Source organism: Streptomyces sp. HUAS MG56 (assembly GCF_058673395.1).
The window spans coordinates 3,987,373-4,010,605 of record NZ_CM178722.1 but is presented as its reverse complement, the minus strand read 5'-3'; the positions used below and the strand labels follow the sequence as shown (position 1 = coordinate 4,010,605).

General features: G+C 66.5%; 21 protein-coding genes. 14 read left to right on the top strand and 7 right to left on the bottom strand.

Features of this window, described 5'->3' with window-relative positions; translation table 11 throughout:
• Window positions 1–174 precede the first annotated feature (174 nt).
• The gene (ppdK, locus tag AC4OXY_RS19035) at window positions 175–2,895 is read left to right on the top strand and encodes a pyruvate, phosphate dikinase (RefSeq protein WP_356030943.1); all 2,721 of its coding nucleotides are present in this window, start codon (window positions 175–177) and stop codon (window positions 2,893–2,895) included.
• 540 nt (window positions 2,896–3,435) lie between these two features.
• On the opposite strand, the gene AC4OXY_RS19030 is transcribed toward ppdK, so the two are convergent.
• Both AC4OXY_RS19030 and AC4OXY_RS19025 read right to left on the bottom strand, forming a co-directional pair.
• Window positions 3,436–4,422, bottom strand: a complete 987-nt coding sequence (locus AC4OXY_RS19030) for a YaaC family protein (RefSeq protein WP_491994278.1) — start codon at window positions 4,420–4,422, stop codon at window positions 3,436–3,438.
• Between the two features lie 566 nt (window positions 4,423–4,988).
• Complete coding sequence (locus tag AC4OXY_RS19025) at window positions 4,989–5,447, bottom strand: hypothetical protein (RefSeq protein ID WP_491994277.1); 459 nt, start codon at window positions 5,445–5,447, stop codon at window positions 4,989–4,991.
• Between the two features lie 347 nt (window positions 5,448–5,794).
• Here AC4OXY_RS19025 and AC4OXY_RS19020 point away from each other — a divergent pair, with 347 nt between their 5' ends.
• Window positions 5,795–6,940 (top strand): helix-turn-helix domain-containing protein, encoded by a 1,146-nt coding sequence (locus tag AC4OXY_RS19020; RefSeq protein WP_491994276.1) that lies wholly within the window; start codon window positions 5,795–5,797, stop codon window positions 6,938–6,940.
• 601 nt (window positions 6,941–7,541) lie between these two features.
• On the opposite strand, the gene AC4OXY_RS19015 is transcribed toward AC4OXY_RS19020, so the two are convergent.
• The 4 genes from AC4OXY_RS19015 to AC4OXY_RS19000 all read right to left on the bottom strand — a co-directional run bounded on the left by AC4OXY_RS19015 (window position 7,542) and on the right by AC4OXY_RS19000 (window position 12,626).
• Window positions 7,542–8,339 carry a hypothetical protein gene (locus AC4OXY_RS19015; protein ID WP_491994275.1) on the bottom strand — a complete coding sequence of 266 codons (798 nt, stop codon included), beginning with the start codon at window positions 8,337–8,339 and terminating at the stop codon, window positions 7,542–7,544.
• 355 nt (window positions 8,340–8,694) lie between these two features.
• The gene (locus tag AC4OXY_RS19010; RefSeq protein WP_491994274.1) at window positions 8,695–9,519 is read right to left on the bottom strand and encodes a DUF6551 family protein; all 825 of its coding nucleotides are present in this window, start codon (window positions 9,517–9,519) and stop codon (window positions 8,695–8,697) included.
• Between the two features lie 293 nt (window positions 9,520–9,812).
• Window positions 9,813–10,907 (bottom strand): HNH endonuclease, encoded by a 1,095-nt coding sequence (locus AC4OXY_RS19005; protein WP_491994273.1) that lies wholly within the window; start codon window positions 10,905–10,907, stop codon window positions 9,813–9,815.
• An 888-nt stretch (window positions 10,908–11,795) separates the two neighbouring features.
• Window positions 11,796–12,626: a class I SAM-dependent methyltransferase gene (locus tag AC4OXY_RS19000; RefSeq protein WP_491994272.1), complete on the bottom strand. Its 831-nt coding sequence runs from the start codon at window positions 12,624–12,626 to the stop codon at window positions 11,796–11,798.
• 55 nt (window positions 12,627–12,681) lie between these two features.
• Between AC4OXY_RS19000 and AC4OXY_RS18995 the strand changes: the two genes are divergently transcribed.
• From AC4OXY_RS18995 to AC4OXY_RS18940, 12 genes are all read left to right on the top strand, one after another.
• The gene (locus AC4OXY_RS18995) at window positions 12,682–13,398 is read left to right on the top strand and encodes a GntR family transcriptional regulator (RefSeq protein ID WP_491994271.1); all 717 of its coding nucleotides are present in this window, start codon (window positions 12,682–12,684) and stop codon (window positions 13,396–13,398) included.
• Between the two features lie 712 nt (window positions 13,399–14,110).
• Window positions 14,111–14,371 carry a DUF6284 family protein gene (locus AC4OXY_RS18990; protein ID WP_491994270.1) on the top strand — a complete coding sequence of 87 codons (261 nt, stop codon included), beginning with the start codon at window positions 14,111–14,113 and terminating at the stop codon, window positions 14,369–14,371.
• Window positions 14,368–14,700: a hypothetical protein gene (locus AC4OXY_RS18985; protein WP_491994269.1), complete on the top strand. Its 333-nt coding sequence runs from the start codon at window positions 14,368–14,370 to the stop codon at window positions 14,698–14,700. The genes AC4OXY_RS18990 and AC4OXY_RS18985 overlap by 4 nt, the downstream gene beginning before the upstream one ends.
• On the top strand, window positions 14,697–15,587 hold the full coding sequence (locus AC4OXY_RS18980) for a DUF2637 domain-containing protein (protein ID WP_491994268.1): 891 nt from the start codon (window positions 14,697–14,699) through the stop codon (window positions 15,585–15,587). The genes AC4OXY_RS18985 and AC4OXY_RS18980 overlap by 4 nt, the downstream gene beginning before the upstream one ends.
• 84 nt (window positions 15,588–15,671) lie before the next feature.
• Entirely contained in the window at window positions 15,672–16,010 is a 339-nt protein-coding gene (locus tag AC4OXY_RS18975) for an RRQRL motif-containing zinc-binding protein (protein WP_491994267.1), read from the top strand.
• A 52-nt stretch (window positions 16,011–16,062) separates the two neighbouring features.
• Window positions 16,063–16,560 carry a hypothetical protein gene (locus AC4OXY_RS18970; RefSeq protein ID WP_491994266.1) on the top strand — a complete coding sequence of 166 codons (498 nt, stop codon included), beginning with the start codon at window positions 16,063–16,065 and terminating at the stop codon, window positions 16,558–16,560.
• A gap of 17 nt (window positions 16,561–16,577) precedes the next feature.
• Complete coding sequence (gene traA, locus AC4OXY_RS18965; protein ID WP_491994265.1) at window positions 16,578–17,171, top strand: plasmid transfer protein TraA; 594 nt, start codon at window positions 16,578–16,580, stop codon at window positions 17,169–17,171.
• Between the two features lie 17 nt (window positions 17,172–17,188).
• The gene (gene traB / locus AC4OXY_RS18960; RefSeq protein ID WP_491994264.1) at window positions 17,189–19,240 is read left to right on the top strand and encodes a plasmid transfer protein TraB; all 2,052 of its coding nucleotides are present in this window, start codon (window positions 17,189–17,191) and stop codon (window positions 19,238–19,240) included.
• 168 nt (window positions 19,241–19,408) lie between these two features.
• Window positions 19,409–19,864, top strand: a complete 456-nt coding sequence (locus AC4OXY_RS18955; protein WP_491994263.1) for a hypothetical protein — start codon at window positions 19,409–19,411, stop codon at window positions 19,862–19,864.
• A 19-nt stretch (window positions 19,865–19,883) separates the two neighbouring features.
• Complete coding sequence (locus AC4OXY_RS18950; RefSeq protein ID WP_491994262.1) at window positions 19,884–20,024, top strand: hypothetical protein; 141 nt, start codon at window positions 19,884–19,886, stop codon at window positions 20,022–20,024.
• Between the two features lie 84 nt (window positions 20,025–20,108).
• Window positions 20,109–20,984: a bifunctional DNA primase/polymerase gene (locus AC4OXY_RS18945; protein ID WP_491994261.1), complete on the top strand. Its 876-nt coding sequence runs from the start codon at window positions 20,109–20,111 to the stop codon at window positions 20,982–20,984.
• 3 nt (window positions 20,985–20,987) lie between these two features.
• Entirely contained in the window at window positions 20,988–22,472 is a 1,485-nt protein-coding gene (locus AC4OXY_RS18940; RefSeq protein ID WP_491994260.1) for an AICE element replication initiation protein, read from the top strand.
• A gap of 123 nt (window positions 22,473–22,595) precedes the next feature.
• On the opposite strand, the gene AC4OXY_RS18935 is transcribed toward AC4OXY_RS18940, so the two are convergent.
• A complete protein-coding gene (locus AC4OXY_RS18935; RefSeq protein WP_491994259.1) occupies window positions 22,596–22,826 on the bottom strand; it encodes a hypothetical protein in 231 nt (76 codons plus the stop codon).
• Between the last annotated feature and the right edge of the window lie 407 nt (window positions 22,827–23,233).

The window sequence follows — 23,233 nt, the reverse complement described above, 5'->3', positions numbered from 1 at the left end:
TTCAAGAAGTGAACACATCGGGCCGTGCCGGCTTGCCAAGCTTTGACTTTCGATCCGGTGGCGGACGGGTGGTTACAGGCGCATGACGCGCAAGTAGACGTACCCAGGAACCTTCGATCTGGGTATGTTCCTCGCCGTCAGGGCAGCCACCGTGGCCTCAAGGAGTCGAGACCCGTGTCGGAAAACAAAGAACCCCACGTAGCGAAGTTCGTTTACGACTTCACCGAGGGCAACAAGGACCTCAAGGACCTCCTCGGCGGCAAGGGCGCCAACCTCGCCGAGATGACCAACCTCGGTCTGCCGGTCCCTCCCGGCTTCACCATCACCACGGAGGCCTGCAAGGTCTACCTGGAGAGCGGCGAGGAGCCTGCGGCACTGCGTGACGAGGTGAGTGCGCACCTCGACGCCCTTGAGCGGAACATGGGCAAGAAGCTCGGCCAGCCGGACAACCCGCTGCTGGTCTCCGTCCGCTCGGGCGCCAAGTTCTCCATGCCCGGCATGATGGACACGGTCCTGAACATCGGCCTGTCCGACAAGTCGGTGCAGGGCCTGGCCAAGCAGGCCGGCGACGACCGCTTCGCCTGGGACTCCTACCGCCGCCTGATCCAGATGTTCGGCAAGACCGTCCTCGGCGTCGACGGCGAGCTCTTCGAGGAGGCCCTCGACAAGGCCAAGGAGGCCAAGAAGGTCACGGTCGACACCGACCTGGAGGCCGCCGACCTGAAGAAGCTGGTCACCACCTTCAAGAAGATCGTCAAGAAGGAGGCCGGCCGGGACTTCCCGCAGGACCCGCGCGAACAGATGGACCTCGCCATCGAGGCGGTCTTCAACTCGTGGAACACCGACCGCGCCAAGCTCTACCGCCGCCAGGAGCGCATCCCCGGCGACCTCGGCACGGCCGTCAACATCTGCTCGATGGTCTTCGGCAACCTCGGCCCCGACTCCGGCACCGGCGTCGCCTTCACCCGTGACCCCGCCTCCGGCCACCAGGGCGTCTACGGCGACTACCTCCAGAACGCCCAGGGCGAGGACGTCGTCGCGGGCATCCGCAACACGGTCCCGCTCGCGGAGCTGGAGTCGATCGACAAGAAGTCGTACGACCAGCTCATGCAGATCATGGAGACCCTGGAGAACCACTACAAGGACCTCTGCGACATCGAGTTCACCATCGAGCGCGGTCAGCTGTGGATGCTCCAGACCCGCGTCGGCAAGCGCACGGCGGGCGCGGCCTTCCGCATCGCGACGCAGCTGGTGGACCAGGGCTTGATCGACGAGACCGAGGCGCTCCAGCGCGTCACCGGCGCCCAGCTGGCCCAGCTGATGTTCCCGCGCTTCGACGAGCAGGCGAAGGTCGCCCAGGTCGCGCGCGGCATCGCCGCCTCGCCCGGTGCGGCGGTCGGCAAGGCCGTCTTCGACTCGTACACCGCCGTGAAGTGGTCGCGCTCGGGCGAGAAGGTCATCCTGGTCCGCCGGGAGACCAACCCCGACGACCTCGACGGCATGATCGCGGCCGAGGGCATCCTCACCTCCCGCGGCGGCAAGACCTCGCACGCGGCCGTGGTCGCCCGCGGCATGGGCAAGACCTGTGTCTGCGGTGCCGAGGAGCTGGAGGTCGACACCAAGCGCCGCCGGATGACGGTGCCGGGCGGGCAGGTCGTGGAGGAGGGCGACCTCATCTCCATCGACGGTTCGAGCGGCAAGGTGTACCTCGGCGAGGTCCCGGTCGTCCCGTCCCCGGTCGTGGAGTACTTCGAGGGCCGCATGCACGCGGGTGCCCACGACGCCGACGAGTTGGTCGAGGCCGTGCACCGCATCATGGCCTTCGCCGACCGCAAGCGCCGGCTGCGGGTGCGCGCCAACGCGGACAACGCCGAGGACGCGCTGCGCGCCCGCCGCTTCGGCGCCCAGGGCATCGGCCTGTGCCGCACGGAGCACATGTTCCTCGGCGACCGCCGTGAGCTGGTCGAGCGTCTGATCCTGGCCGACACGGAGGCCGAGCGCGAGGAGAGCCTGAAGGCCCTTCTCCCGCTGCAGAAGCAGGACTTCGTCGAGCTGTTCTCGGCGATGGACGGCCTGCCGGTGACGGTCCGCCTCCTGGACCCGCCGCTGCACGAGTTCCTCCCGGACATCACCGAGCTCTCGGTCCGGGTGGCCCTGGCCGAGTCCCGCCAGGAGCCCCACGAGAACGAACTGCGCCTGCTCCAGGCCGTCCACCGCCTGCACGAGCAGAACCCGATGCTGGGCCTGCGCGGCGTACGCCTCGGCCTGGTCATCCCCGGCCTGTTCACGATGCAGGTCCGCGCGATCGCGGAAGCGGCGGCCGAGCGCAAGAACGCCAAGGGCGACCCGCGCGCCGAGATCATGATCCCGCTGGTCGGCACGGTCCAGGAGCTGGAGATCGTCCGCGAGGAGGCCGACCAGGTCATCGCCGAGGTCGAGGCGGCGACGGGCACCGAGCTGAAGCTCGCGATCGGCACCATGATCGAGCTGCCGCGCGCCGCGCTCACCGCCGGCCAGATCGCGGAGGCGGCCGAGTTCTTCTCCTTCGGCACGAACGACCTGACGCAGACGGTGTGGGGCTTCTCCCGCGACGACGTCGAGGCCTCGTTCTTCACGGCCTACCTGGAGAAGGGCATCTTCGGCGTCTCCCCGTTCGAGACGATCGACAAGGACGGCGTGGGCTCCCTGGTGAAGCTGGCGGCCGAGGCGGGCCGGCGCACCCGCCCCGACCTCAAGCTCGGCGTCTGCGGCGAGCACGGCGGCGACCCGGAGTCGGTCCACTTCTTCCACGAGGTCGGCCTGGACTACGTCTCCTGCTCCCCGTTCCGCATCCCGGTCGCCCGCCTGGAGGCGGGCCGCGCGGCGACGCAGTCGGCGGGCAGCGACCACCGCTGACCCCTCCGGGGCCGTATGAACCCCGGAGCCGCCGTCGGTCCCCGACCCTCACCGATCGGCGGCGGCCCCGGCGCACGAGAAGGAGAGGCGACACCCTGTGCGGGGGTGTCGCCTCTCCGTGCATCATCTGTAGAGACTGTCAAGCTACGTCGCTGACCAGGCCAAATGACGTTTGCTGGCGTTGATTGCTGTTGAATCCGTACGAGGACGCTGTGCCCTGGTTGTGCCCTCAGGGCACAGCTGGGGCCTGTCACGCGCCGTTACCACAGAGGATCCCGCCCTTAGCCCAGGGCGGGGTGTGTGCGTTCTGAGGTTGTCACGACCTACCCGGTGTTTGTTCGCCCTCTCTTTCCGGTCGGCCTGGCCACGCAGCCGGCGCCAGTCGGAGGGGTTGGTGTATTTCGCCGCTGTAGTGCAACGGCTCCGGAGGCCGTCTTTGTCCGGGACGAAGCAGCAGGTCACAGCCCGAGCGCGGCAGACCATGCGTGGACCAGTCCACGCATGGTCCACATCCTCTCGATGCGTGACCGCTGTCTAAGGTCACCCACTGGCGAACGCCGAGACGTGGGCCAAGGCGGCGGCTGTCAGAGCAGGGATCGCGGATAGTGCCTCTTCCATCAAGTGCTCGATTGCAACTGCGGGAGACGCTGGCTGATCAACATCAATCAGGTGAGCCCAGGTCTCTGGCTCATAGCGGGCCAGAGAGGAGAGGGCAAGCAGGATCGCCCACCAGACGAGCAGTGGGTGCACCGGCTCGGACGTGCCATGCATGGCGGGCAGCGCCCACCACTCCCCACCGTACTGGGTAGATCGACGCACCCACGGTGCACGTACGTCGGGCAAACCACTCAGTTGCGGATTCAGTCGCTGGAATTCTCGCCAACCTGCGTGCTTCGTTTCCGCCGGCCACACCAACCTCATGCGGACGTCACCGCCGAGTAGCGCAATCTTGGGCTTTCCTGACCACCCGTTGAGTCTGGGATAACCAGCTAGCCACTGCTCAACAACACCGGGAGAATCCCGGTTACCGTAGACGCTCCACGGAACGCCGCTCAGCCAAGCAGCTTCGACATCTGGCCTGGAGGCCAGAGGGCCTGAAGTAACGTGCTCGTAGCGCAAGGCCGTGAACGGGCTTAGTTCGTACGGAACTCTTTCCGGCGCTGTGTCGGGAAGCAACGGCCAGAGCTCCGCCAGCGTCAGCTTCGTTTTGGCGGGCCAAATCGCCGAGTCTATAGCTTTGGCCACCACCTGGGGAGTGCCGCTCTTTGCCATCTCAACAGATACCCTCCACAAGTCTCCTTGATCACGCGTGTCCTGAGTCCTCATGCCGTGACCGATAGGGCGGTACTCAGACTCGTCTAGACGACTGGACGCTGCGGCTATTGCGCGCCCGGCCTGTGATAGGCCATAGAAGATTTGCAGAGGACGAGTCTCAGGCCCTGCGCCCTCGGCGCTGCGAAGAAACTGCTCCGATTGTTCAAGAGCGGCTTGGAAAGTTCTGCCTCGATTGACTTCGCGGCCAGCCATCCCAACAGGGCGTGATCGAGCCCCTCGCAGAAGCCTCCAGGAGTCCTTCCTGGGGCGCCACCGCGACTCAGTAGTTGCCATGTCTCGCAGGGTAGTTGGAAGTGCGCAGCCGCATGCTGGATTTTCATGCAATCCGGGTTGTTCCGCATGCCTCTCGCTCAGCGACAGATGATGCTCGGTTTGCTCGGGTGTAGCGGCTGGTTCTCCCACGGCGACCATCTTCCAGCCCTGCCGGCTGCCTGGTTCGAGCGGTAGAGCCTCGATCTTTCGCTGTTCAGTCAGGCCCAGGCGGCATGGCTGGCAGCTCCCTCCCGCGATAGGGTGCCGGGGGCAGTTGTCGTCCGCGGGCGTTGCTGTCAGCGTTGCCGTAATTGCCGTCGCCCCCACTGGTGGCGGACCACCGCTTTAGACCTGCCACGCCAAACCGTCGCCGACCGCCGCCATCCACGGCTGTTGATGTCACCTGTGGATGGTCAGGTGATGGGATGCCGTCGAAACGTCGGGCTCCCCCGCGACGGTCAGTTCCCCCTCGATCGCCTCGTCCCGGCACCTCATGAGAGGCCGCTTCATCCAGGCAGCTGTGAAGGTGCATGGAGCTCATGGAGTGAGTTGACGTGCCCAATCCAGAACCTGAGCTTCGCCGTTGCGGAGGAGCCCTTGGGGAGCAAGCCGAGCTGCTGCGCGAGTGTGTAGAACCCAGGCCCAGCGTCGTTTGCGCCGAGGTAGTGGACCAGGGCGGAGATCATGAGTTTGCTGTCTGGGTAGTCCAGCTCCACTATCAGTCCAAGCAGGTGGCCCATCGCCGCCCGCTCGTCAGCCTGCCCGAAGTCGAAGCCAGGAAGTCCTGTCCGCCGGGTCAGCACAGAGTTCATCTCCGTATAGGTCGTGACCTTGCGGAGCTGTGCCCGCTCAACGAGGAACTTCAAGCCGGCACTGGCCAACTGATCCCATGCCTCGGTGCTCCGGCCGTACATCGCCCACCTCCTGCGCTGGCGGTCCAGGCGCCTGAGTATGCCGAACAGCACGACCAGGTGAAACCGCTTGGATGGCACATGGCCCCGGAGGGCGTTCCCTCGCTCTCCGTCTTAGCAGGCAGGATGCTGCTTCCAGGGAAACTGGCGGCTGCTGTCCACACATAGGCCGTGGACGACTGTCAGTGGAGTGGCATACCTTCCTGCAGAGTGTCGACGGGCCGGGAGCGATGACCACACTGCAGCAGCCGGGAACCTAGCGCCGTCGAGCTGCTTCCGCCTCTGGCAGCTCGAAGCCACATGTAGCGCCACCTCACCAGCAACTCTTGACTCATCGTAACGACTGCGCCACAATGCCCACCCGCTTGCGATTTTCGCAATCGGCACCTAGGATGGAGGGCATGACCCTCAGCGCCGGTTCGATCGCTCAGCGTGTTCGAGAATCGATTACAGCGGCCAACCTTATGCAGCAGGAGCTTGCCGAGGCAGTTGGAATCAGTCCGTCTGCGTTGTCTCGGGCGCTCGCTGGTAAGCGCAATTTCAAGTCCCTTGAGATCGCGCTGATCGCCGACCACCTTGGCGTGTCAGTGGAAGACCTACTTGAGTCTGACACTGTCCGTTCATCGGAAACGAAAATTGCTGCGCGAGCGCAAGAGGGCGCGAGTCCTGTCATTAAAGAGGCCGTAGATCGCGCTGATCTCCTGCTCAAGCACGACAAATTGCTCTCGGATATCAATGAATCCGAGGCGAGCTCGTTTATGGAAATCACAATCCCGGACGGCCTTCCTCACGAGCAGGGTGAAGGACTGGCGCACGCATTGCGGGAGCGTATGGGCTTGGACTCCGAGGACCTACCAGCGGAGCTTAACGACCTGGCACGACTCGTTGAGGAAAAGCTCGGAGTGAATGTTGCCTTCGAGTCATTTCCGACGGGTCTTGACGGGCTATGCGTGTCGAGGGATCATTTCCAGCTGATCCTCGTCAGTAGCAGGGTAGCGGCAACTCGTCAACGCTATACGCTAGCCCATGAATTGGGTCATCTTGTGGCGGGCGACTCTCAAGACATCAAGGTAGATGAAAACGTTTGGGGAGTCCGAACGCCCACGGAGACACGAGCGAATTCTTTTGCGGCCTCTTTTCTCATGCCGGCTGAACCTCTGAAAGAGGTTGTAAGGCGAGAAGGGGTAACCGAAGAAAGCATCGCAAGTCTTCTGGGAAGGCTTAGGGTTAGTCTGGATGCGCTAGCCTTTCGACTGCACAACATAGGTGCCGTCAATGCAGATGGCAGGGACCGCATCCGTGCGATGAGTTCGAGTGCTATCTACCTTCGAGCTGGTAGAGCATCAGACCTGCAAGCGAGGAACGAGCGTCGCGTGCCCATGCCTCTTCTTCGTAGGTCTATCAAGGCGTACGTTGATGGCAAGATCGGAGTACGCCCGCTCGCTGATCTTCTCGGCGTAGACCCGAAAGAACTACTCGAAGAACTATCCCCGCCGAGTAAAGTGGCTCCGCGTGTCACCTCGGAGGAGATGGTTCCAGTCCTGTGAGCCCCGTTGTAGGCCGGATTTACTTCGATACGTGCACACTTTCGAATTTTGCCACCGTAGGTCGCCTAGACCTTCTACAGCGCACCTTCGGACATAGGGCAGCCTGGACGGAAACCATCCAGTGGGAAGTGAGGAGAGGTCTCGGGGCCCAACCGAGGTTGCAGAACGTCCTCGATGCTTCGTGGCTTGGCGATCCCATTGAGATATCTAGCGCCCCTAGAGCTATGAGGGAGATCAATAATATTCGCCGTGCTCTAGGCGGGGTTAATGCGCCGGCGACGGCCCATCTAGGTGAGGCAGAGGTGATCTACCATCTTGAGAACGTCGATACGACTGGTATGTTCGCCACCGATGACGGGTATGCGCTAGACCTTGCTCGTCGCCGCGGCACCCGTTGCATGGAGAGCGCTGACCTTCTTGCCGAGTGTCATGCGATGGCGGACGTCGGCTGTCCTGATGCTTACAACATTCTTTGTGAGATGTGCGAAGCAGATCGAGGTGTGCGAGTCCCCGCCTCGCACAGCGAGGTCTGCTAGTTGCTGGGCTCTGTGACCGAGGCCTCGCCATCGGCAAACTTCTGGTGAGCTCTGCGCGAGACCGACTACCGCGCAGTGTAAATGCTGGAGATTGAAAACCCGGTCTCAAAAAGCTCGCCGCGCCTCATATTAGTAATGTCACTCGGTGACAAGCGAGAGTGACTGGGCCGGTAATAGAGTTTATCGGCCGAAACCCACTGGGAGTTATCTCCGTACAGTCGATCAATCACCTCTGGGCGAACCCGCCATACTCGATCAAAAATAGGCGTACTACCCTTCGTGAATCCCCAGTGGTTCACTTGGCCGTCGCTTTTTACGAGCTGCAATCCGACATTTGCCAGCGACCCCTGCATAATAGGTGCAGTTGCCTGCATGGTGAAGCTTGTTCCGTTGCCTTTGCATGCTGCGGCAAAACCGCCATCAACCTTCTTTCGCTCGCAGACCAAAACCCATGCCAGGCACCAATCGCCAACGGAAATGGCAGACTTTGCTGCGTCAAGCATATCCGCCTCGTTGTCCACCCCTTCGCAAACCCCCTGGCGGATCTGCAAGACGTGGCCCTCACCCTTCTTGAGGCTAAATGTCACTTCTGCAGCGCCCCCAGGAGCCCCTGTTGCCGTGTTTGAGGTGACAGAGAAGTAGCGAGAGCTGTAGTGAATGCGGCTGCCCACCTTTTGCACCTGAATAACCTGAGGTGGTGTGCCAAGTAGATTGGCGGAAGTGTCAGTTTTTGTAAATTTTAGCGAGCGATCAAAGTAACCGATATCGCCGAGATCTACTCGATCACCCGGTTCCCACGTCGCCCAATCGGACGTCTCATTATAGATCCATGTCACGTAAGAGCTGCAGAATCCTGCCACCATGGCCTCCTGGGCGCCGACTGAGGGCGGGCTAAACCAGGCTCACGCCGAGGAGAAACGGTGTCAATTTTTACGGGGTGGGAGAATGAAAGAGGCGCTTAGCTGCGGGTCTCATGGGTGTGCACGTCGCCGGCTTGCTACGCCTGGCCCGTCGATTCGCACTAAGGGCGGGGAGGTCGCTGAGGTCTCCGGCGCTGGCCACTCGGGTGTTGGCGACCTAGGGCGGTCACCTGTGGTCGTCGTAGCTGCTGTACTTCGCTGGTGTACCGCAAGTAAGAGAAAGGGGCCCACTCGAAGGTGAGCCCCCAACCTCGCTGAGCCTCGCCTCGCCTAGCACTGCCAGGACGGGGCGGTCACTCTAGTGGATCTCGATCCGGTTCTTGCGCCGGCCCTTGTTCCAGACGTCTTCCACGATCAGGCGATACGCTGCCATCTTCCTGGACCCGGTCCCGTCCGCCTTCGCGCCGTAGCCCGTCGCAAAACTGCGTGCGTCTCCGATCAGCCGAGCCGCCGAAGACCGCTTACCCATCTTGCGGGCCAGCTCTTCGAGAGCAGCCGGTGTGTCGATGACATTGCGGTGCCGACCGATGAACTCACCCAGGCCGCCAATGATGATCCCGTCCCACGTCTCCGCGGTACGGCCGTAGGCCGTCTCGGCGACCGTGAGCACGTCGTCCAGGACATCCGGACCATAGCGGTCGGTGATCGCAAGGATCCCCTGGACAGCCCCGATCTGGTGGGACGAAGTGCTGCCGATCTTCAGGTTGTGGGAGGCGATGACCTGTTCGGTGTCGACGAAGAGCGGGAGCCCAGCCGTCAACCCGATGCGGTACTCGTCGTGAGCGTTGGTCTTGGAGGCTTCCCGGTTCTTGATCAGGAACAGGGTGGCCTCTTCCTGGATCGTGAGTCCGCGGTGCACCTCGGCCATCAGGGTTTCGATGCCTGCGATCTTGCAGGCTTCGCGACGGTGCTGCCCGTCCACGATGTACAGATCGCCGTTCTTCCGCTGAGAGACGATGATCGATCCGAGTGCATGAGGCTTGATGTCGGCGGCGATCGCCTTGGCGCGCGCCGGGTTGAGCGTTCGCTGGGCCTCGGGTTCGATCTTCAAGTCGGTGGCCTTGACCCGCACTCCGTAGTCAACGGGGTGCTCGGGCAACTCGTAGCGGTACTTCTTCGCCATGGCAGGCGTCCCTCGCTTCTGCACCGCACTAGGGAATCGGTCCAAAGGGGACCTGAAGGGATGGCGGCGCAGCGGTATGTAACCACCCGTCATATCCACTCTTCAACTGACTATCAGAAACGGTCCAGTTCGGAGTAACTCACGGTCATCCTCTGTCAGTTACGATCACATCGGGTCACCCTCGATGCGGTGGCGAAGGTCCAGGTGAAACACCTCACTGGCCTGTGCCGATAGTCGTACGGAGCCGTCACTGTCTGCCCTCGTCCGTGGTTGTTGATGTCAGCACACGGACGTCAGGTGCGCCCGTGTGCTGAGGGCCCGGGGGGCTGCCCGACCGAAGGCGCCGCGGTCTCGCATCGCTGCTGCCCGATGACGGTGGCACCGCTCAGCTGTGATCCGCGGCGGCGTTCAATGGCGGCCTTCAGTTCCGCGGGCATGGGCCAGGGTGCACGACGATGGATCATGCGATGGCAGTTCGCGCAGATGAGGGCTAGGTCGCTGAGCTTGGTCTTTCCTTCGCCAGCTTCGTGTAGAGGGACGACGTGGTGGCACTCGACGTAGCCGGCTCCGCGGTCGCCGTAGACCTCCTCGAAGTCGAATCCACATGCCTCACATGCCAGGGTGCCGCCCCTTCGAAGAACCGACTCGATCTTCTTCTTACGCAGTCCCCTGTTCCGCTCTCGCGCCCTATGCCGGCGCAGGAGCAACCGTCCTTCGGGTGCGCTGAAGTCATCGTCAAGCTCCTCGTCGTCGGCCTGGATTAGATCTTGAAGCTCGCCAGTGCTGATGCCCTCTCGGATGAGGTGCGCTACCTCGGTCATCTGGTCCGGACGTGTAAGGAACTCGTGCAGGACTTCAACATCGAGGGCACCGCCCTTTGTGGGCTTACCGCGGTAGTCGGGGTGCCGGGTAGCAATGTCGAAGGTCTTACGGGCTACGCCGTTGGGGTTACGAAACGTCTCGTTGCGGTCCGCGTCCGCATGGATGGGCAGGAGCTGGAGCAGGGCCGACAGCTCGACGACCCGGCTGTCCTGCGCGTCCAGTCCCTTCCAGCCGTTCGTCATGACGAGGTCGCATGCAAGGATGATCTCGTCACGTGCCCAGTCGGGATTCTGGACGGCCTTGACCTGGAAGCCGAGGCGCTTCAACCATGCGGCCGCGTGATCCTTCCCGCCGCTGAACTCGCCGGGTGCCAGTGCTCGCCCCTGGTCCCACTTGTGCGCCACTCCGGCGATCGCCTTTGAGTCGTACTCCCGCCCCTCGTGCACGAGAATGTACGAACGAGCCTTGCCGAAGTGGTACGTCTCTAGGAACGCTTCGCGACCCAACTCGTCATGCTCCGCAATGGCGTTGAGCACTGACTCCCGTGTGATTGCCCCTCTATGCATGACCGAAGGCTACGGCCGGCCACTGACACGCGCGGTCGGCGTAGCGACTTTGGCCGGGAGCTGTTTTGGCGCGAGTGATCATGGCCCCCTAAGCTTCCGGCGCGTCGGGCAGTCTGTGGACCTGCCCGGTAAAGCACGACGTTGGGGCCATGATCTTCGAGGCTCGCGCCAAAGTGGCTGGCTAAAGTCGCGGAGCCGACCGCCCCAACCACAGAGGGGTTCTCCTCCTCTCATGGCCGCGCCCGCCGTCCGGCCTGTGGCCTGGTGCGTGGATCAGCGGGCCGTACGAACGAGAGCGCATCTGGCAGCGTCGGCTCGCTTGCCACCGCCACCACGATCCGGCCTCTTTCGGTGACACAATGCGTCTTTGACCTGCACCGTTGGGGATCACTGTTCGTCCCCGTGCCCGTATTGGAATGTGGCCGCTGCGTGCGGCGACGGACGGGCGGCGACGTGCGGCCGGTGGCGAAGACAGGTGAGGCGGCGCGGCCCTCGGGTTTTGATCCGACCTACCGGAAGTAGGCAACCGGGTGGAAGGGGGTGCGCGGTTGTCCCGGTAGCGGGGCGTTGGGGGCGAGCTGCTGTTGCGTTTTTCCCTTCCTGAGGCCGGATCGTGGTGGCGGTGGCAGGCGGGCCGGGAGCGGCCGTTGATGCGCTTGAGCGGAGGATGCGGCGGTCGGGTTGGCGATGGTCCAAGAGCGCCGTTGACCGCCGGACCAGCGAGCGAAGCGAGCCTTGATGCAGCAGGGAAACTTGTATGGCCCTGCGGGGCCACACGGAACCATGGTGGCGCTCAGTCCAGGGGTGTGCTCGATGGGATCGTGGACGACAGTGGATCGGGTGCCGACTGAGACCCAAGTGAGACCAGCGCGCGGGACCCTGTTGCCGTCAAGCGCTGCCGTCAGCACGGTCGTTGACCGGCGCCCGGCCGACCGCGAGAAGGTGCGAGCTGGCAGCGAGCAACTCCGGGTACGGCTCGGCCATCCGCGCGGCAGCTATGGCTGAGGCGATCAGGTCATCGGTAGGCCCGTCGCCGGGCTGCTGCTCGACAGCCTTGACGAGGGACCAGGCCGGCCCTTCGATCCCGAAGACCTGAACGTCGGTGAGACCAGACTCCCGAAGCTCTTCGGCGAGCTCTTCGGCTCGATGGAAGTAGGCCAAGGTGAAGTGAGCGCCCTCGTGCACTGCGGTTCGGAGAATCTTGGCCACGGGTTCCTGCATGCGCTCAGTGTGCAGATGGGCATACGTAACGTGCTCGAACAATGACGCATAGCGGTTGATTGCTGCTGCGGCGACAAGCCCGCCCGGCTTCACAACCCGCTTAGCTTCCGAGAGTGCCTTACGGCGATCTGCCGGATCAGGCAGGTGATAGAGCGGGCCGAGCAGCTGTACGACGTCATAGCTGCCGTCGCTCGCGTCCAGCGCCCGCGCATCCCCCACGGACGCCGAGCAGATGACGGACGCCTGTTCGACATGGCGCGGAACAGGGTCGACCAGAGACACCGTGTACCCGTCCTTCACGAGCCACTCGGCGTGCACTCCAGCCCCGCCCCCCACGTCGAGCACGGTCGCCGGTGCTGGCGGCAGGAAGCGACGAAGCAGCTCCTGGGTCCGCGCCAGTTCCAGGCGTCCGTCTGCTGATCGGCTAAGGCGACGGCTCTCATCGACGGTCTCGCTGTAGAAGCTCAGGACTGAAGGAGCCAAAGCGGGTTTCGACATGGCAGCAGTATGGTGTACCGGTGGACCAGTCCACCATGGGGCAGAGGGGAAGCTAATGGCTCTACTGAAGTACGAAGAGATCGCGGAGTCGCTGCGCGCACGTATCGCGGCCGGCGAGTTCGGGCCAGGCGAAACCCTGCCGTCCGGGCGTGACCTGGCCGAACAGTGGTCAGTGTCGCGCGCGACGACCGTGAAAGCGTTGGACGTGCTACGTAATGATGGCGTCGTCGTAGCCAAACAAGGCACCGGCTTCGTGGTGACAGAAACACCCGTCGCCCGACCTGCGGGTGCCCGACGGGCTGGCTCGGCTCGCATCTCCGGAGGCATGCCCTTCCAGCGTCTCGGCGAGCCCGACTGGGCTGTGCCTCCCGCGAGCGTGGCAGCAGCCCTACGGCTGGACTCCGGGGCGGTCGCACTGCGTCGCCGCCGGATTCATCAGCTCCCGGACGGGAGTCCGCACAGCTATGCAGAGGCATGGTTCCCGCCCGAGGTGGCGGAGGCTTCCCCTCGACTCGCACAGACCGCCCCGATCGCGGAAGGAACGACTCGGTACGTCCGTCGACAGACCGGCCGGTACCCGGTCGAGGGTGTGGACGTCACCACAGTCCGCCTGGCAACTGAGACCGAAGCCGAGCAGCTGGCCGTGACCGAGGCAACGGCCGTTGCCGTGATCCTGCATACCGCGTACGACCAAGAGGGCCGGCCCCTCGTCTGCGAGGAAGGCGTCACGCCGTCCGCCCACTACGAACAGGTCGACACCTATGCGATGTAGCAGCGGCTTAGCCGTAAGAGAGCTGGACCGGTCCGCCGGTCCAGCTTTTTTTTCGGCCCCGCACTGTATCTGACCTGCAAATTCAATCTCGACCTTCTAAAGGCGGGACGCAACCCGCTTGACTGGACCGGTCCACCGGTCCAGTCTATGGGTGTGCCGGAGTGGCCGCCCGAATCATCGGATCGCCTCCTCCGCTGCGCTCGCTTGACCTGCACAAACAGCGCCCGGAGGAAAGCCCGCAGGGGTGAGTACGAAGGCAGCGCAATTGGTTGAGAACTTCACAGAGGACGCACCGCAGCCTGCACACGGGAAGAGCGGCCGTCAGGAATGCCAACCAGGCAACAGCGACAAGCTGATGGCCCTGCCGCACGAAGAACAGCAAGCACCTTCTCCCATGCCGTCCTTGCGGGGCGGGCGAGCCGACATCGCGCGGTGAGACAAGGGCAAAGATCGCGGGCTCAGTCTGCCCAACCCGAAACGACGAACCGCGCTGCCACCGGCCGCGCGCTCAAACAACCACGCCGCGGCACCCGGCCCCCGGGCCAGCTACGGCCGGCTGCCTCTCCCGCCTGTACGGGCCGCCTTGTGCGGGACCGGACGGGCGGGAGCGCGGGGAGCCGGAAACCTTCCGATTCCAACGGCGCGCGGCTCCCGGGTGGCACCCCGGGAGCCGCTGTTCGGGCCGTTCCACACTTCGAGAGGAACACGACCCATGAAGATTCTCCCCCTCCCTGTGCTGGCCGCGATCGATTCGGCTGAGCAGGACCGCGAGCCGACGGTCGCGGAGCTGAACGCGATCGCTGTCGAGACGCCGCTGATCGATGCGGAGGTTGAGTTGCTGGACGTGCGGATCGCGCTGATGGACCGCATGCCGACTGAGCTGGACAAGCGGCGGCTGCGCAATGCGCTGCACCGGGTGCTGACCGCGCGAGCGGCGCTGGCCAACCGTGCCGTCTCGGGGGAGGCGGCGTGAGCGAGGGACTGACGCTGGACGACCTGTCCGGGCCGCTGTTGGCGCTGCGCCTGCTGGCTGTGGACTTCGGGCACCTGCCGGCGCCGACCGTGAGCGTCTCGCCCGTCTTCCCGGGACGGTTGGAGCTGTCGCTTCACTCCGGTCTGCCCGGTTTCGAGGCGTGGCGTGAGGCGTTGGGCATCGCTCCCCAGGACGTGGACTTCCACGTGCAGTGCGACGGCCGGACGCGCGTTCTGCGCTCGACGGCCGCCTACGCGGGCGTCGAGCTGGAGCTGATCGGCTACGGCGATGTTGCCGTCCCGGTGGCGGTGGAAGCGGGTGCGGCATGAGTGCCGGGGCCCGCGTCGAAGTACGGTCGACGGGCGTCGACGCGCCGTTGACGCCCGTCGGTGTGGAGCGCGCGATTACCGCGCTGGCGAGTGTGCTGACGGTGGTGCTGACCGCGGTGGCGTTCTGGCTGTCGTACGAGCACTTGCAGGAAGTTGCTGCCGCGCACGGCATGGCGGAAGCGGTGGCCCGTTCCTGGGCCTGGCCGGCCACGGTGGACCTGTTCATCGTGATCGGCGAGCTTCTGATTCTGCGTGCCTCGCTCGCTCACCGGGTCGACTGGTGGGCAATCGGGCTGGTCACCGCGGGAGACGGCGCTTCCATCGGGCTGAACGTGGCCGGCGTCGGCCAGGATGCGGGCGCCCTGAACTACGTGGTGGCCGCAGTCCCTCCGGTGGCTGCGCTGCTGGCGTTCGGCGCGCTGATGCGGCAGGTGCACGCCTACCTTGCACGCCGCGCCATGACGGGCGTTGACGTCCCGCCGACGGGCGTCGACGCACCGTCGACGCCCGTCATGGTGAGCGTCGACCGACCTGCGTCCCCTGCGCCCGTGGAGACCGTGGACGCGGCTGAGCCGCTGCCGGAGCTCCCGCCGCTGGTGCCGGAAGCCGGGGAACTGTTGACGCCCGTCGCCACGGATCCGGCCCCCGTCACCGCGTCGTCGACGGCCGTCGAGCTGTGCACGCCCGTGGTCTACCCCAACCGGGTCGACCAGTTGGTGCGGGCCCTGTACGGGACGGAGTTCACGCAGCCGAGTACCGCGCGGATGACGCAGGCGATGGCGGCTGCGGGGTTGGGCGCGTCGGAGTCGACGGCGCGCACGGCCCGGGGCCGGGTGAAGGCGCGTGAGCCGTACCTGGCTGGCTTCCCCACCGCGATCGCCGGCTGAGCGGGGGCCGACTATGTCGCACGTCTACGCCGAGCACCGCGACCCGGCTGCGGGTGGCGCTGAGCTGGCCACCGCGGGCCGCTGATGGCCGCCATACCCGTCTATCCCTGGCGGCTCGCCCCTGACGGTCTGGCCACCCTGCGCCAACTGCGTGCGAGGGGGCTGCGGCCGGGTGGTCAGGAGGTGGCCGCGCAGATCGAGCGTCCGCGCCGTCGGCGCGGCCCGCTGGTGGCCTACCTCTACCGCGTCGACGCCGCGAAGCCGGTGCGGCCGATGACGCCGGCCAAGCGGGCGGCGCTGGCCAAAGCAAATCAGGCTCGCCGCACCTGCCCGCAGTGCCGTACCGACGCCGGCTACGTCATCCCCGCCGCGCTCGGGATGTGCGTCCCGTGCGCCTACCCCGACGAGCAGGCCGCGGCCTGACCTGCACAGCACTTCTCTTTCACCTCTCCTTCTCTGTCCAAGGAGTCTGGCTGTGTCCAGTCGTACCCGTACCCGCGGCATGAAGACGGCCGCGGGCATCCACACTGTCCGCCTGCCGCGCCAGCGCGGACGCCGCTCTGCTCAGCCGTTCATCGTCGTCGTCCCGGAGCGCGACTCCCTGACCCGCGAAGCGCTCGGCTTCCTGGGTCGCGTGCTGTGGCGTTTCCGCGGCGCGCTCGCTCCCACGTTCCTGGCCGTGCTGGCGTGGCCGCTGACCGCGATCCTGCACGCCATTGCCTGGTGGTCCGGTCTGCTGCTCGCGCCCCTGGCCGCGGCCCCGTTGCTGTGGTTCGGCGTCGTCCAGCGCCGCCGACCGGCGCGCACTGCCGCAGTCGTCTGGCGGGCCGGTCTCGCCCTGCTCGCCACGGTCGGGTTCGCGTGGGTGGCGCTGGCGGCCGGGTTCGGGCCGCTGGCGGGCCCGCTGCCGCTGATCTGGCTTCTTGCCTGGCTGGTCGCGCAGACCGCGTGGCTCATCGTCCGTTCCCGCTGACCCGAGGAGATCGCTAGATGGCTGACAACGGATCCGCCAACCGGACCGCCAACCGGCGCTACCGGGAGGCTCAGCACGCAGGCCGGCCGTTCATCGACGGAGCCAACGGCTCCTACGCCAAGGGCGCGGTGAACAGCAAGAACTTCGGCGCATCTTTCGCGCCCGGGTTCACCATCAACGTCAGCGCGGGCAACAAGACCACCAACGGCTCCGGCGCCCCCGGCGGCCGTGGCGGCCGCGGTGGTGGCTCGCGCGCTGAATCCCTGCTCCCGGCCCCGGAGTTCGGCTCCCCGGCGCAGGTGCGGCAGTACTGCAACACCCTGCGCGCGGCGGCCGTGACGCTGTCCATCGAAGTGGCCATGGGTGCGGAGATCATGAAGGGCGTGCTCGCTGCGGTCCCGGACCCGGAGGGGCGCGCGTTCGGCTCTAGGGCTCGCGCCGCGAAGGTGGCCCGCAAGATGCAGAAGTCCGCTGACGCGTTGCGGGACGCCGCGAAGAACGCCGCGGCCTGCTACTCGACCTTTCAGCAGCAGTACGAGGAAGAGATCAACCGCGTCCGTCACCGCGCCCGCAGGCCGCAGCAGCCGGTCATGAACTGGGCTCAGCAGTAAGAAAGGGGGATCGTTCGATGGTTGAGCGCGACGCACAGCACCAGCTTGCTGAGCTGCTGGAACTTCAGCTTAGGGGCGGCTCCGATGCGGGCGGGGTGGGCAAGTACCTGCTGCACCGGGCCAAGCCGCACATCCCCCCGTGGCTGGGCTGGGCCGGTACCGGCCTGGCCGCGGCGCTGGGTCACCTGCGGTGGGCCGACAGCGCACCCGCGGCCGTAGGCCTCACCCTCAGCTCGGTGGTGCTGACCAGTGCCACCTGGCTGATCGGGAAGAACACCAGCCAGCAGCGGCGCCTGCACTCAGCCATCACCGTGGCCGCGGGCTCTGCCTGGCTGACCGCAGCCTGCCTCGCCGGGCCGACCGCTAATCCGGTCGGTGACCTCTACCTGATGGTCGGGCCCGCCCTGGCCCTGTCCTGGAACGTCCGCCTCGTACTGCGGCACACCCCGGACGCGGCCGGCGAAAGCTCGGACAAGGGGCTGCTGGAGAAGGTGGGTCTGGCCCGTGCCCAGCTCGGGGCGGCGAAGGTCGAGCCGAACCGGGTCACCGCCCCGCTCGCGGTGGAGGCCGGGGAGCAGACTAACGACGACGTGACCAAGAGCCTGGGGCGGATCGCGTCCGCCCTGGACCTGCCCACGTCCGCGGTCCGCTACAACCCCGACCCCTCCTCCAGCCGCCGCGGGGAACTGATCATCGTCCCCGAGGACATGCTGGCCGAAGTGGTGGAGTGGGAGGGCCCGTCGAACCTGGGCGGCTCGATCGCCGAACCCCTGGTCATCGGCCGCTACGACGACGGCTCCCCGCTCGTGGTCTGGCTCCCCGGTGACCCGGAGGCAGGCCGCAACTCCACCCACGTCCTGGTAGCGGGCGGCACCGGCTCCGGCAAGGGCGAGACTGCCCTGAACCTTCAGACGGAGATCCTCTCCCGCCGGGACGTCATCGTCTGGTTTTCCGACCCCAAGGCGTTCCAGGACTTCCGCCCCCTGCTGCCCGGTATCGACTGGGCAGCGGAGGGCGGGACGCCGACGGAGGTCATGGTCGCTGCCGTCGAGGCCGTCATCCCGGCCCGTACGCGGTGGCTGGGTGCCCACGGCTACCGCCAGTGGGTACCTGAGGCTGCGGAGCAGCAGACCAGTAGCAAGCACGCGTGCCGTTCGGACGGCCGGCCGTGTGGCTGCCCCGGGATGCCGTTCCTGGTCACCTGGTTCGAGGAGGCCGCGAACACTCTGCGCAAGATGGGAGACGACGCGTTCACCGGCATTGCGCAGGAAGCCCGGTCCGCGGGTGTCTCGCTGATCGTGTCGCTTCAGCGGCCGTCCTACGACCAGATGTCCACCTCCACCCGGGCCTCCCTCCCGTCCGTCATCGCGCTGGGATGCGACCCGCGCGACGAGGGGTTCGTACTGCCCGACGAGGTCCTGGCCGCGGGCGCGCACCCGGGGGCGTGGGGCAACCGGCGGCCTGGCTACTGCTACACCGTCGCCCCCGGTATCCCCGAGGACCGCTACGCCTCCCCGGGCCGTACCTTCCGGTTCAGCCACCGGGCCACACCGGGCATGGAGGTGCTGGCCCAGTGGGCGCAGCGCAACGGTGCCTCCGCGGACCCGGTCACCGCCGGGGCCGCGTCCAGCGTCGCCGGCCGCGCCTACACCGGCCGGACCGCGGCAGGCACCGAGCAGCCCGCGCCACTGCACGCGGTGAAAGACGAGGAGGACGACGCCATGGAGCCCGCCGGTCTGCTGGTCGACCCCGAAGACGCCGACATCGACCCGGAGGCCGAACTCCCCAACGCCGAGCAGGGCGACGACACCCCGATCTTCGGGCAGGAGACCGGCCGCAAGCCGTCCCCCGAGGAGGCCCGACGGCTGTTCGCTCAGGCGCTGGAGGAGTTCGAGTCCAACGGTCAGATGATCGTGGGTCCGGTCGACTTCAAGAACTGGTGCGAGCGCAACAACCTCTCCCGCCCGTGGGTCTCCGCTCAGCTCAAGGAGGCCTACCAGGAAGGCCGCCTGGAAGCGACCAACCAGACCGGCCGGTGGCGCATCGTGCCCGCCCTGACGGCCGCCTGACACCTGACACCGTCACGCCCGCCTGACACCCAAACCCCTAGGCAAACCCGGTGTCAGAAACGCGTGACGCCCCCCGCCTGACACCCCTGACACCCGCCTGACACCCACACGCGGGCCCACCCACGCACGCCCACGGGCGGGCCCGCGGCCGTCCCGAAGGGAACCTTCGTGACCTACCCCGAACAGCCCGGAGCCGTCGAAGTCCACCATCCCCAACCGATCACCCTGCACGCGCCCGCCGCGCCCCTCGTGCCGGTGCAGCCGGGCCCGCCGCCGACGGTGCAGAGCATCGTGCTGCCCGACGGCCGGGTCGTCACCGGCTACGCCCTCACTCCCGCGCCCACCCCGGCGCCCATCGAGCAGCGTCCGGCCGTCTCGCGGACCGCGGTGAACATCGCGCTCGGGGGCATCGGGTTCGGCGCGGTGTGCGGGGGTCTGGTCCTGCTCACCTCTTTCATCGCAGCACTCGCCGCGTTCATCCACCAGCTCATCATCCTGGCGGCGGTCATCTTCGGCGGCTGGATCGCCGTGCAGGTCTTCGGCACGAGCGGTCACCGCGACCACGGCGGGACCACGGTCAACATCCGCAAGGCCGTGATCAAGCGCAACCGCTTCCACGGCTGATCAATCCGAAAGGCATCCCGTGTACGACGACTTCGCCGACGAGTTCAGCGACTGCGAGCTCTGCTACCCCACCGACGGCAGCGAGCCCTACCCCTACGCCCACTGCTGCCAGTGCGGCGACACCGGAGCGGGCGACGTCCCCGAGTGCACCTGCGAGTAGCTACGCCTAGGGCGGCCCGCGTCTCGGCAAAGTCCCGGGCCGCCCTGGTCTCCAGTCCTCAACAGAACAGTGGAGGTCTCCAGCATGACCCAACCGACCGGTATCGGGCGAGTGCTCGCCCCGACCAGCCACCTGCGCATCGCGCTGTATCTCGCGGCGGCCGGCGTGCCGGTGCTGCCCCTGCGGGCGGGGAAGGTGCCGTTCGGTAACTGCCCGGCATGCGCCAAGAACGCGTGCGGGGGTCGGCCGAACATGAAGACTCCGGGCTCCTGCGCCTGCCCGGCGCCCTGCCACGGCTGGGCCGCCGCCACCACCGACCCCCACGTCATCAACTCGGCTCAGTGGGCGCGGGCGTGGCGCGAGGCTGCGGCGGTCGCCTACCACCCCGGCGGCGCTGGCCTCACCGTCGTGGACCTCGACAATCCGGCCGCGGTCGTGTGGGCGCGCGAGGTCCTGCCGTCCACCCAGAGCGTGACCACCACGCGCGGAGAACACTGGATCTACCGGGGCACGATGCAGTCCGCCAACGGCGTACGGGACGCCGTCGACATCAAATCCACGATGTCCTACGCCCGGTGGCTAGGCCCCGGCACCGGCACCATGACCGCATTGCCGGGGGTCGTGCGCGCGCTGGCCGTGAAGGGACCCGCCACGTTCCGGCCGGCGCTGCATTCCATCGCCGTGCCCGCCCAGGCCGGGGGCGGGGAGTGCCGTCACCGCACGCCCGCCTACCTGGAACGCGGCATCGCCATGGCCGAACAGCGCATCACCGAGGCCCGCAGCGCCATCCACACCACCGTGTACCGCACCTTCCTAGCCGTGCTGTCGACGCACGGCCGGTGCGACTGCCTCACAGAGGCGCACGTCGCGCGGTTGTTCGCCGCCGCGCAGGGCAAGGGCGAAACCGCCCGCCACTGCACCGACGCGTGGACCAACGCCCGTACCGCACTGGGGATGTGAGTCATGTCCGAGGAGGAGAAGACTCCGGCCCGCCAGATCATCACCGACTACGCCCAAGCGCACTTCCGGTACTTCCGCACCATCGACGGCACTGTCTACGCGCAGAAGAACGGCCACCCCGTCGCCCGCCCGATCCGCTCCCAGGGCACGACCGGGAGCCACCGGCAAGAACTCATGGTCGGCCTCTTCAAGGACGGGGTCGGCGTGTTCAACGGCACGGCACTCAAGGAGGCGCTGGACTTGATCGAAGCACTCGCCCTGACCGAGGACGTACAGCCCACTCACATCCGCGTTGCCCCGGGCTTTGACGGCGCGACCTGGCTCGACCTGGGCCGCGACGACGGCCAGTGCGTCCGTATCCACCCCACCGGCTGGGACATCCTCACCCCCGACCCGCAGGAAGTGTGCTGGCGGCGCACCCAGCTCACGGGGGAACTGCCGCTGCCCGCACGGGACACCGACGGCAAGGGCATCGATCTCCTGCTCCGTCTGTGCAACTTCGCCAACGCTGAGACCGAATGCCTGGCCCTCGCCTGGCTCATCGGCTGCCTGGAGCCGTCCGTACCCGTCCCCGCACCGTTCCTCACCGGGCCACAGGGCGCGGGCAAGTCCACCGGCGGCCGGATGCTCGTACGGATCATCGAAGGGATGAGTGGCGACCTGCGCCGGGCACCGAAGGACGAGGAGAACATGATCACGGCCGTGGCCGCCGGATGGGTCACCGCCCTGGACAACCTCTCCCACCTGCCCCCGGACCTGTCCGACCTCATGTGCTGCATCGTCACCGGCGCCGAGAGCATCAAGCGTGCGCTCTTCACCGACGGCGACGTCGTCCGCTCCCGCTACCGGCGCCCCATGCTCCTGACCGGCATCGACGTCGGCGTCATCCGCCCCGACCTCGCCGAACGCCTCCTCCCGCTCCGACTCGTACGCCCCCGGGTACGGCGCACCGAGGCGGAGCTGTGGGCGGAGTACGCGGAGATCCTGCCGGTCGTCCTCGGCTCCCTGCTGGACCTGACGGTGAAAGTGCGGGCCGCGCAGGCGGACACCCCCACCGACCTGCGTATGGCCGACTTCGCCCACCTGTGCGCGCAACTCGACGCGGCAACCGGCTTCGGCGCACTCAACGCCTACCGGGCCAGCCTCGACGACCTCAACGACGACGTCATCGAAGGCGACCTCCTCGCACAGACGGTCCTCAGGCACGCCGCCGAGCTCGACCCGGGCGCGGAAGTCCGCATGACGTCATCGGAGTGGCTGCACTGCCTCACCACCCTCTACAGCGGCGAGGAGTGCCGACCCCTGCCCAAGGGCTGGCCCACCACCGGCAAGGTGCTCTCCGACCGGCTCAAGCGGCTACAGCCGACCCTCGCCGCACGCGGCGTCCTCATCGACTGGGGCCGCACCAGCGCCGCCCGCTACATCGAAATGACCCACTGCCCCGCGACAACGCTCCCTCCCCCGCACCAGCAGGAAGCGGCGTTCTGACCCGCGCCACCCGCGCCGCACCGAACAAGCAAGAGGAGCACCCGGGCGGGGCGTGCTTATCGGCGCACCGCCATCCGGAGGATCCCGGGCACGGCAGCTAGGTGTCCCGGCTCCTCGACGGATTTACCGCTGATACCGGGCCTCAGCCTTGGCCCGGTACTTCTCGAACTTCTCCGGCCGGTAGCGCTGATGCCACAGCACATTCAGCACAGACAGGCCAATCAGGAGCAGGACGCCGAGTGCCCAACCCGCCGTCACCTGCCAACTGCGATGCGCGACCACGTTCGACAGCACCGTAAGGGCAACAATCCCAGCCGCCAGCAGGGCCTGCCGTATCCACCATCTTCGAGACATGCCCGCACCCTAAACGTCCCTGATGCGGCCAACGATCAAGGAGACGCAAAGGTGGTCCGTGACGTCCCACCACGGGCGGGGGCGTGCTCTTCTTGCTGTTCCGGCGGCTTGCCGCCGCTGCACAAGTCGCGCCGAAAGGCGGCTCCTTCTTCACGTCCTGAGCCGCACCGCACCACCACAGACACCACCCCTTCTCTTTTTCCTAAGAGAAGAGATGCTGCGTCACCCGCGTCACCACGGACCAGAAAACGGCGCCTGACCTGTGGCTAGATCGGTGACGCAGACGGCCGACACCTGCGTCATCTCACGTCACCCGCGTCACGGGTGACAGAACCCCGCGACGCCCCGTGACACGCACCGAGCGGCCCGCGTCACCGCATAGCAGCAGGTCAGAACCTCAAATGACG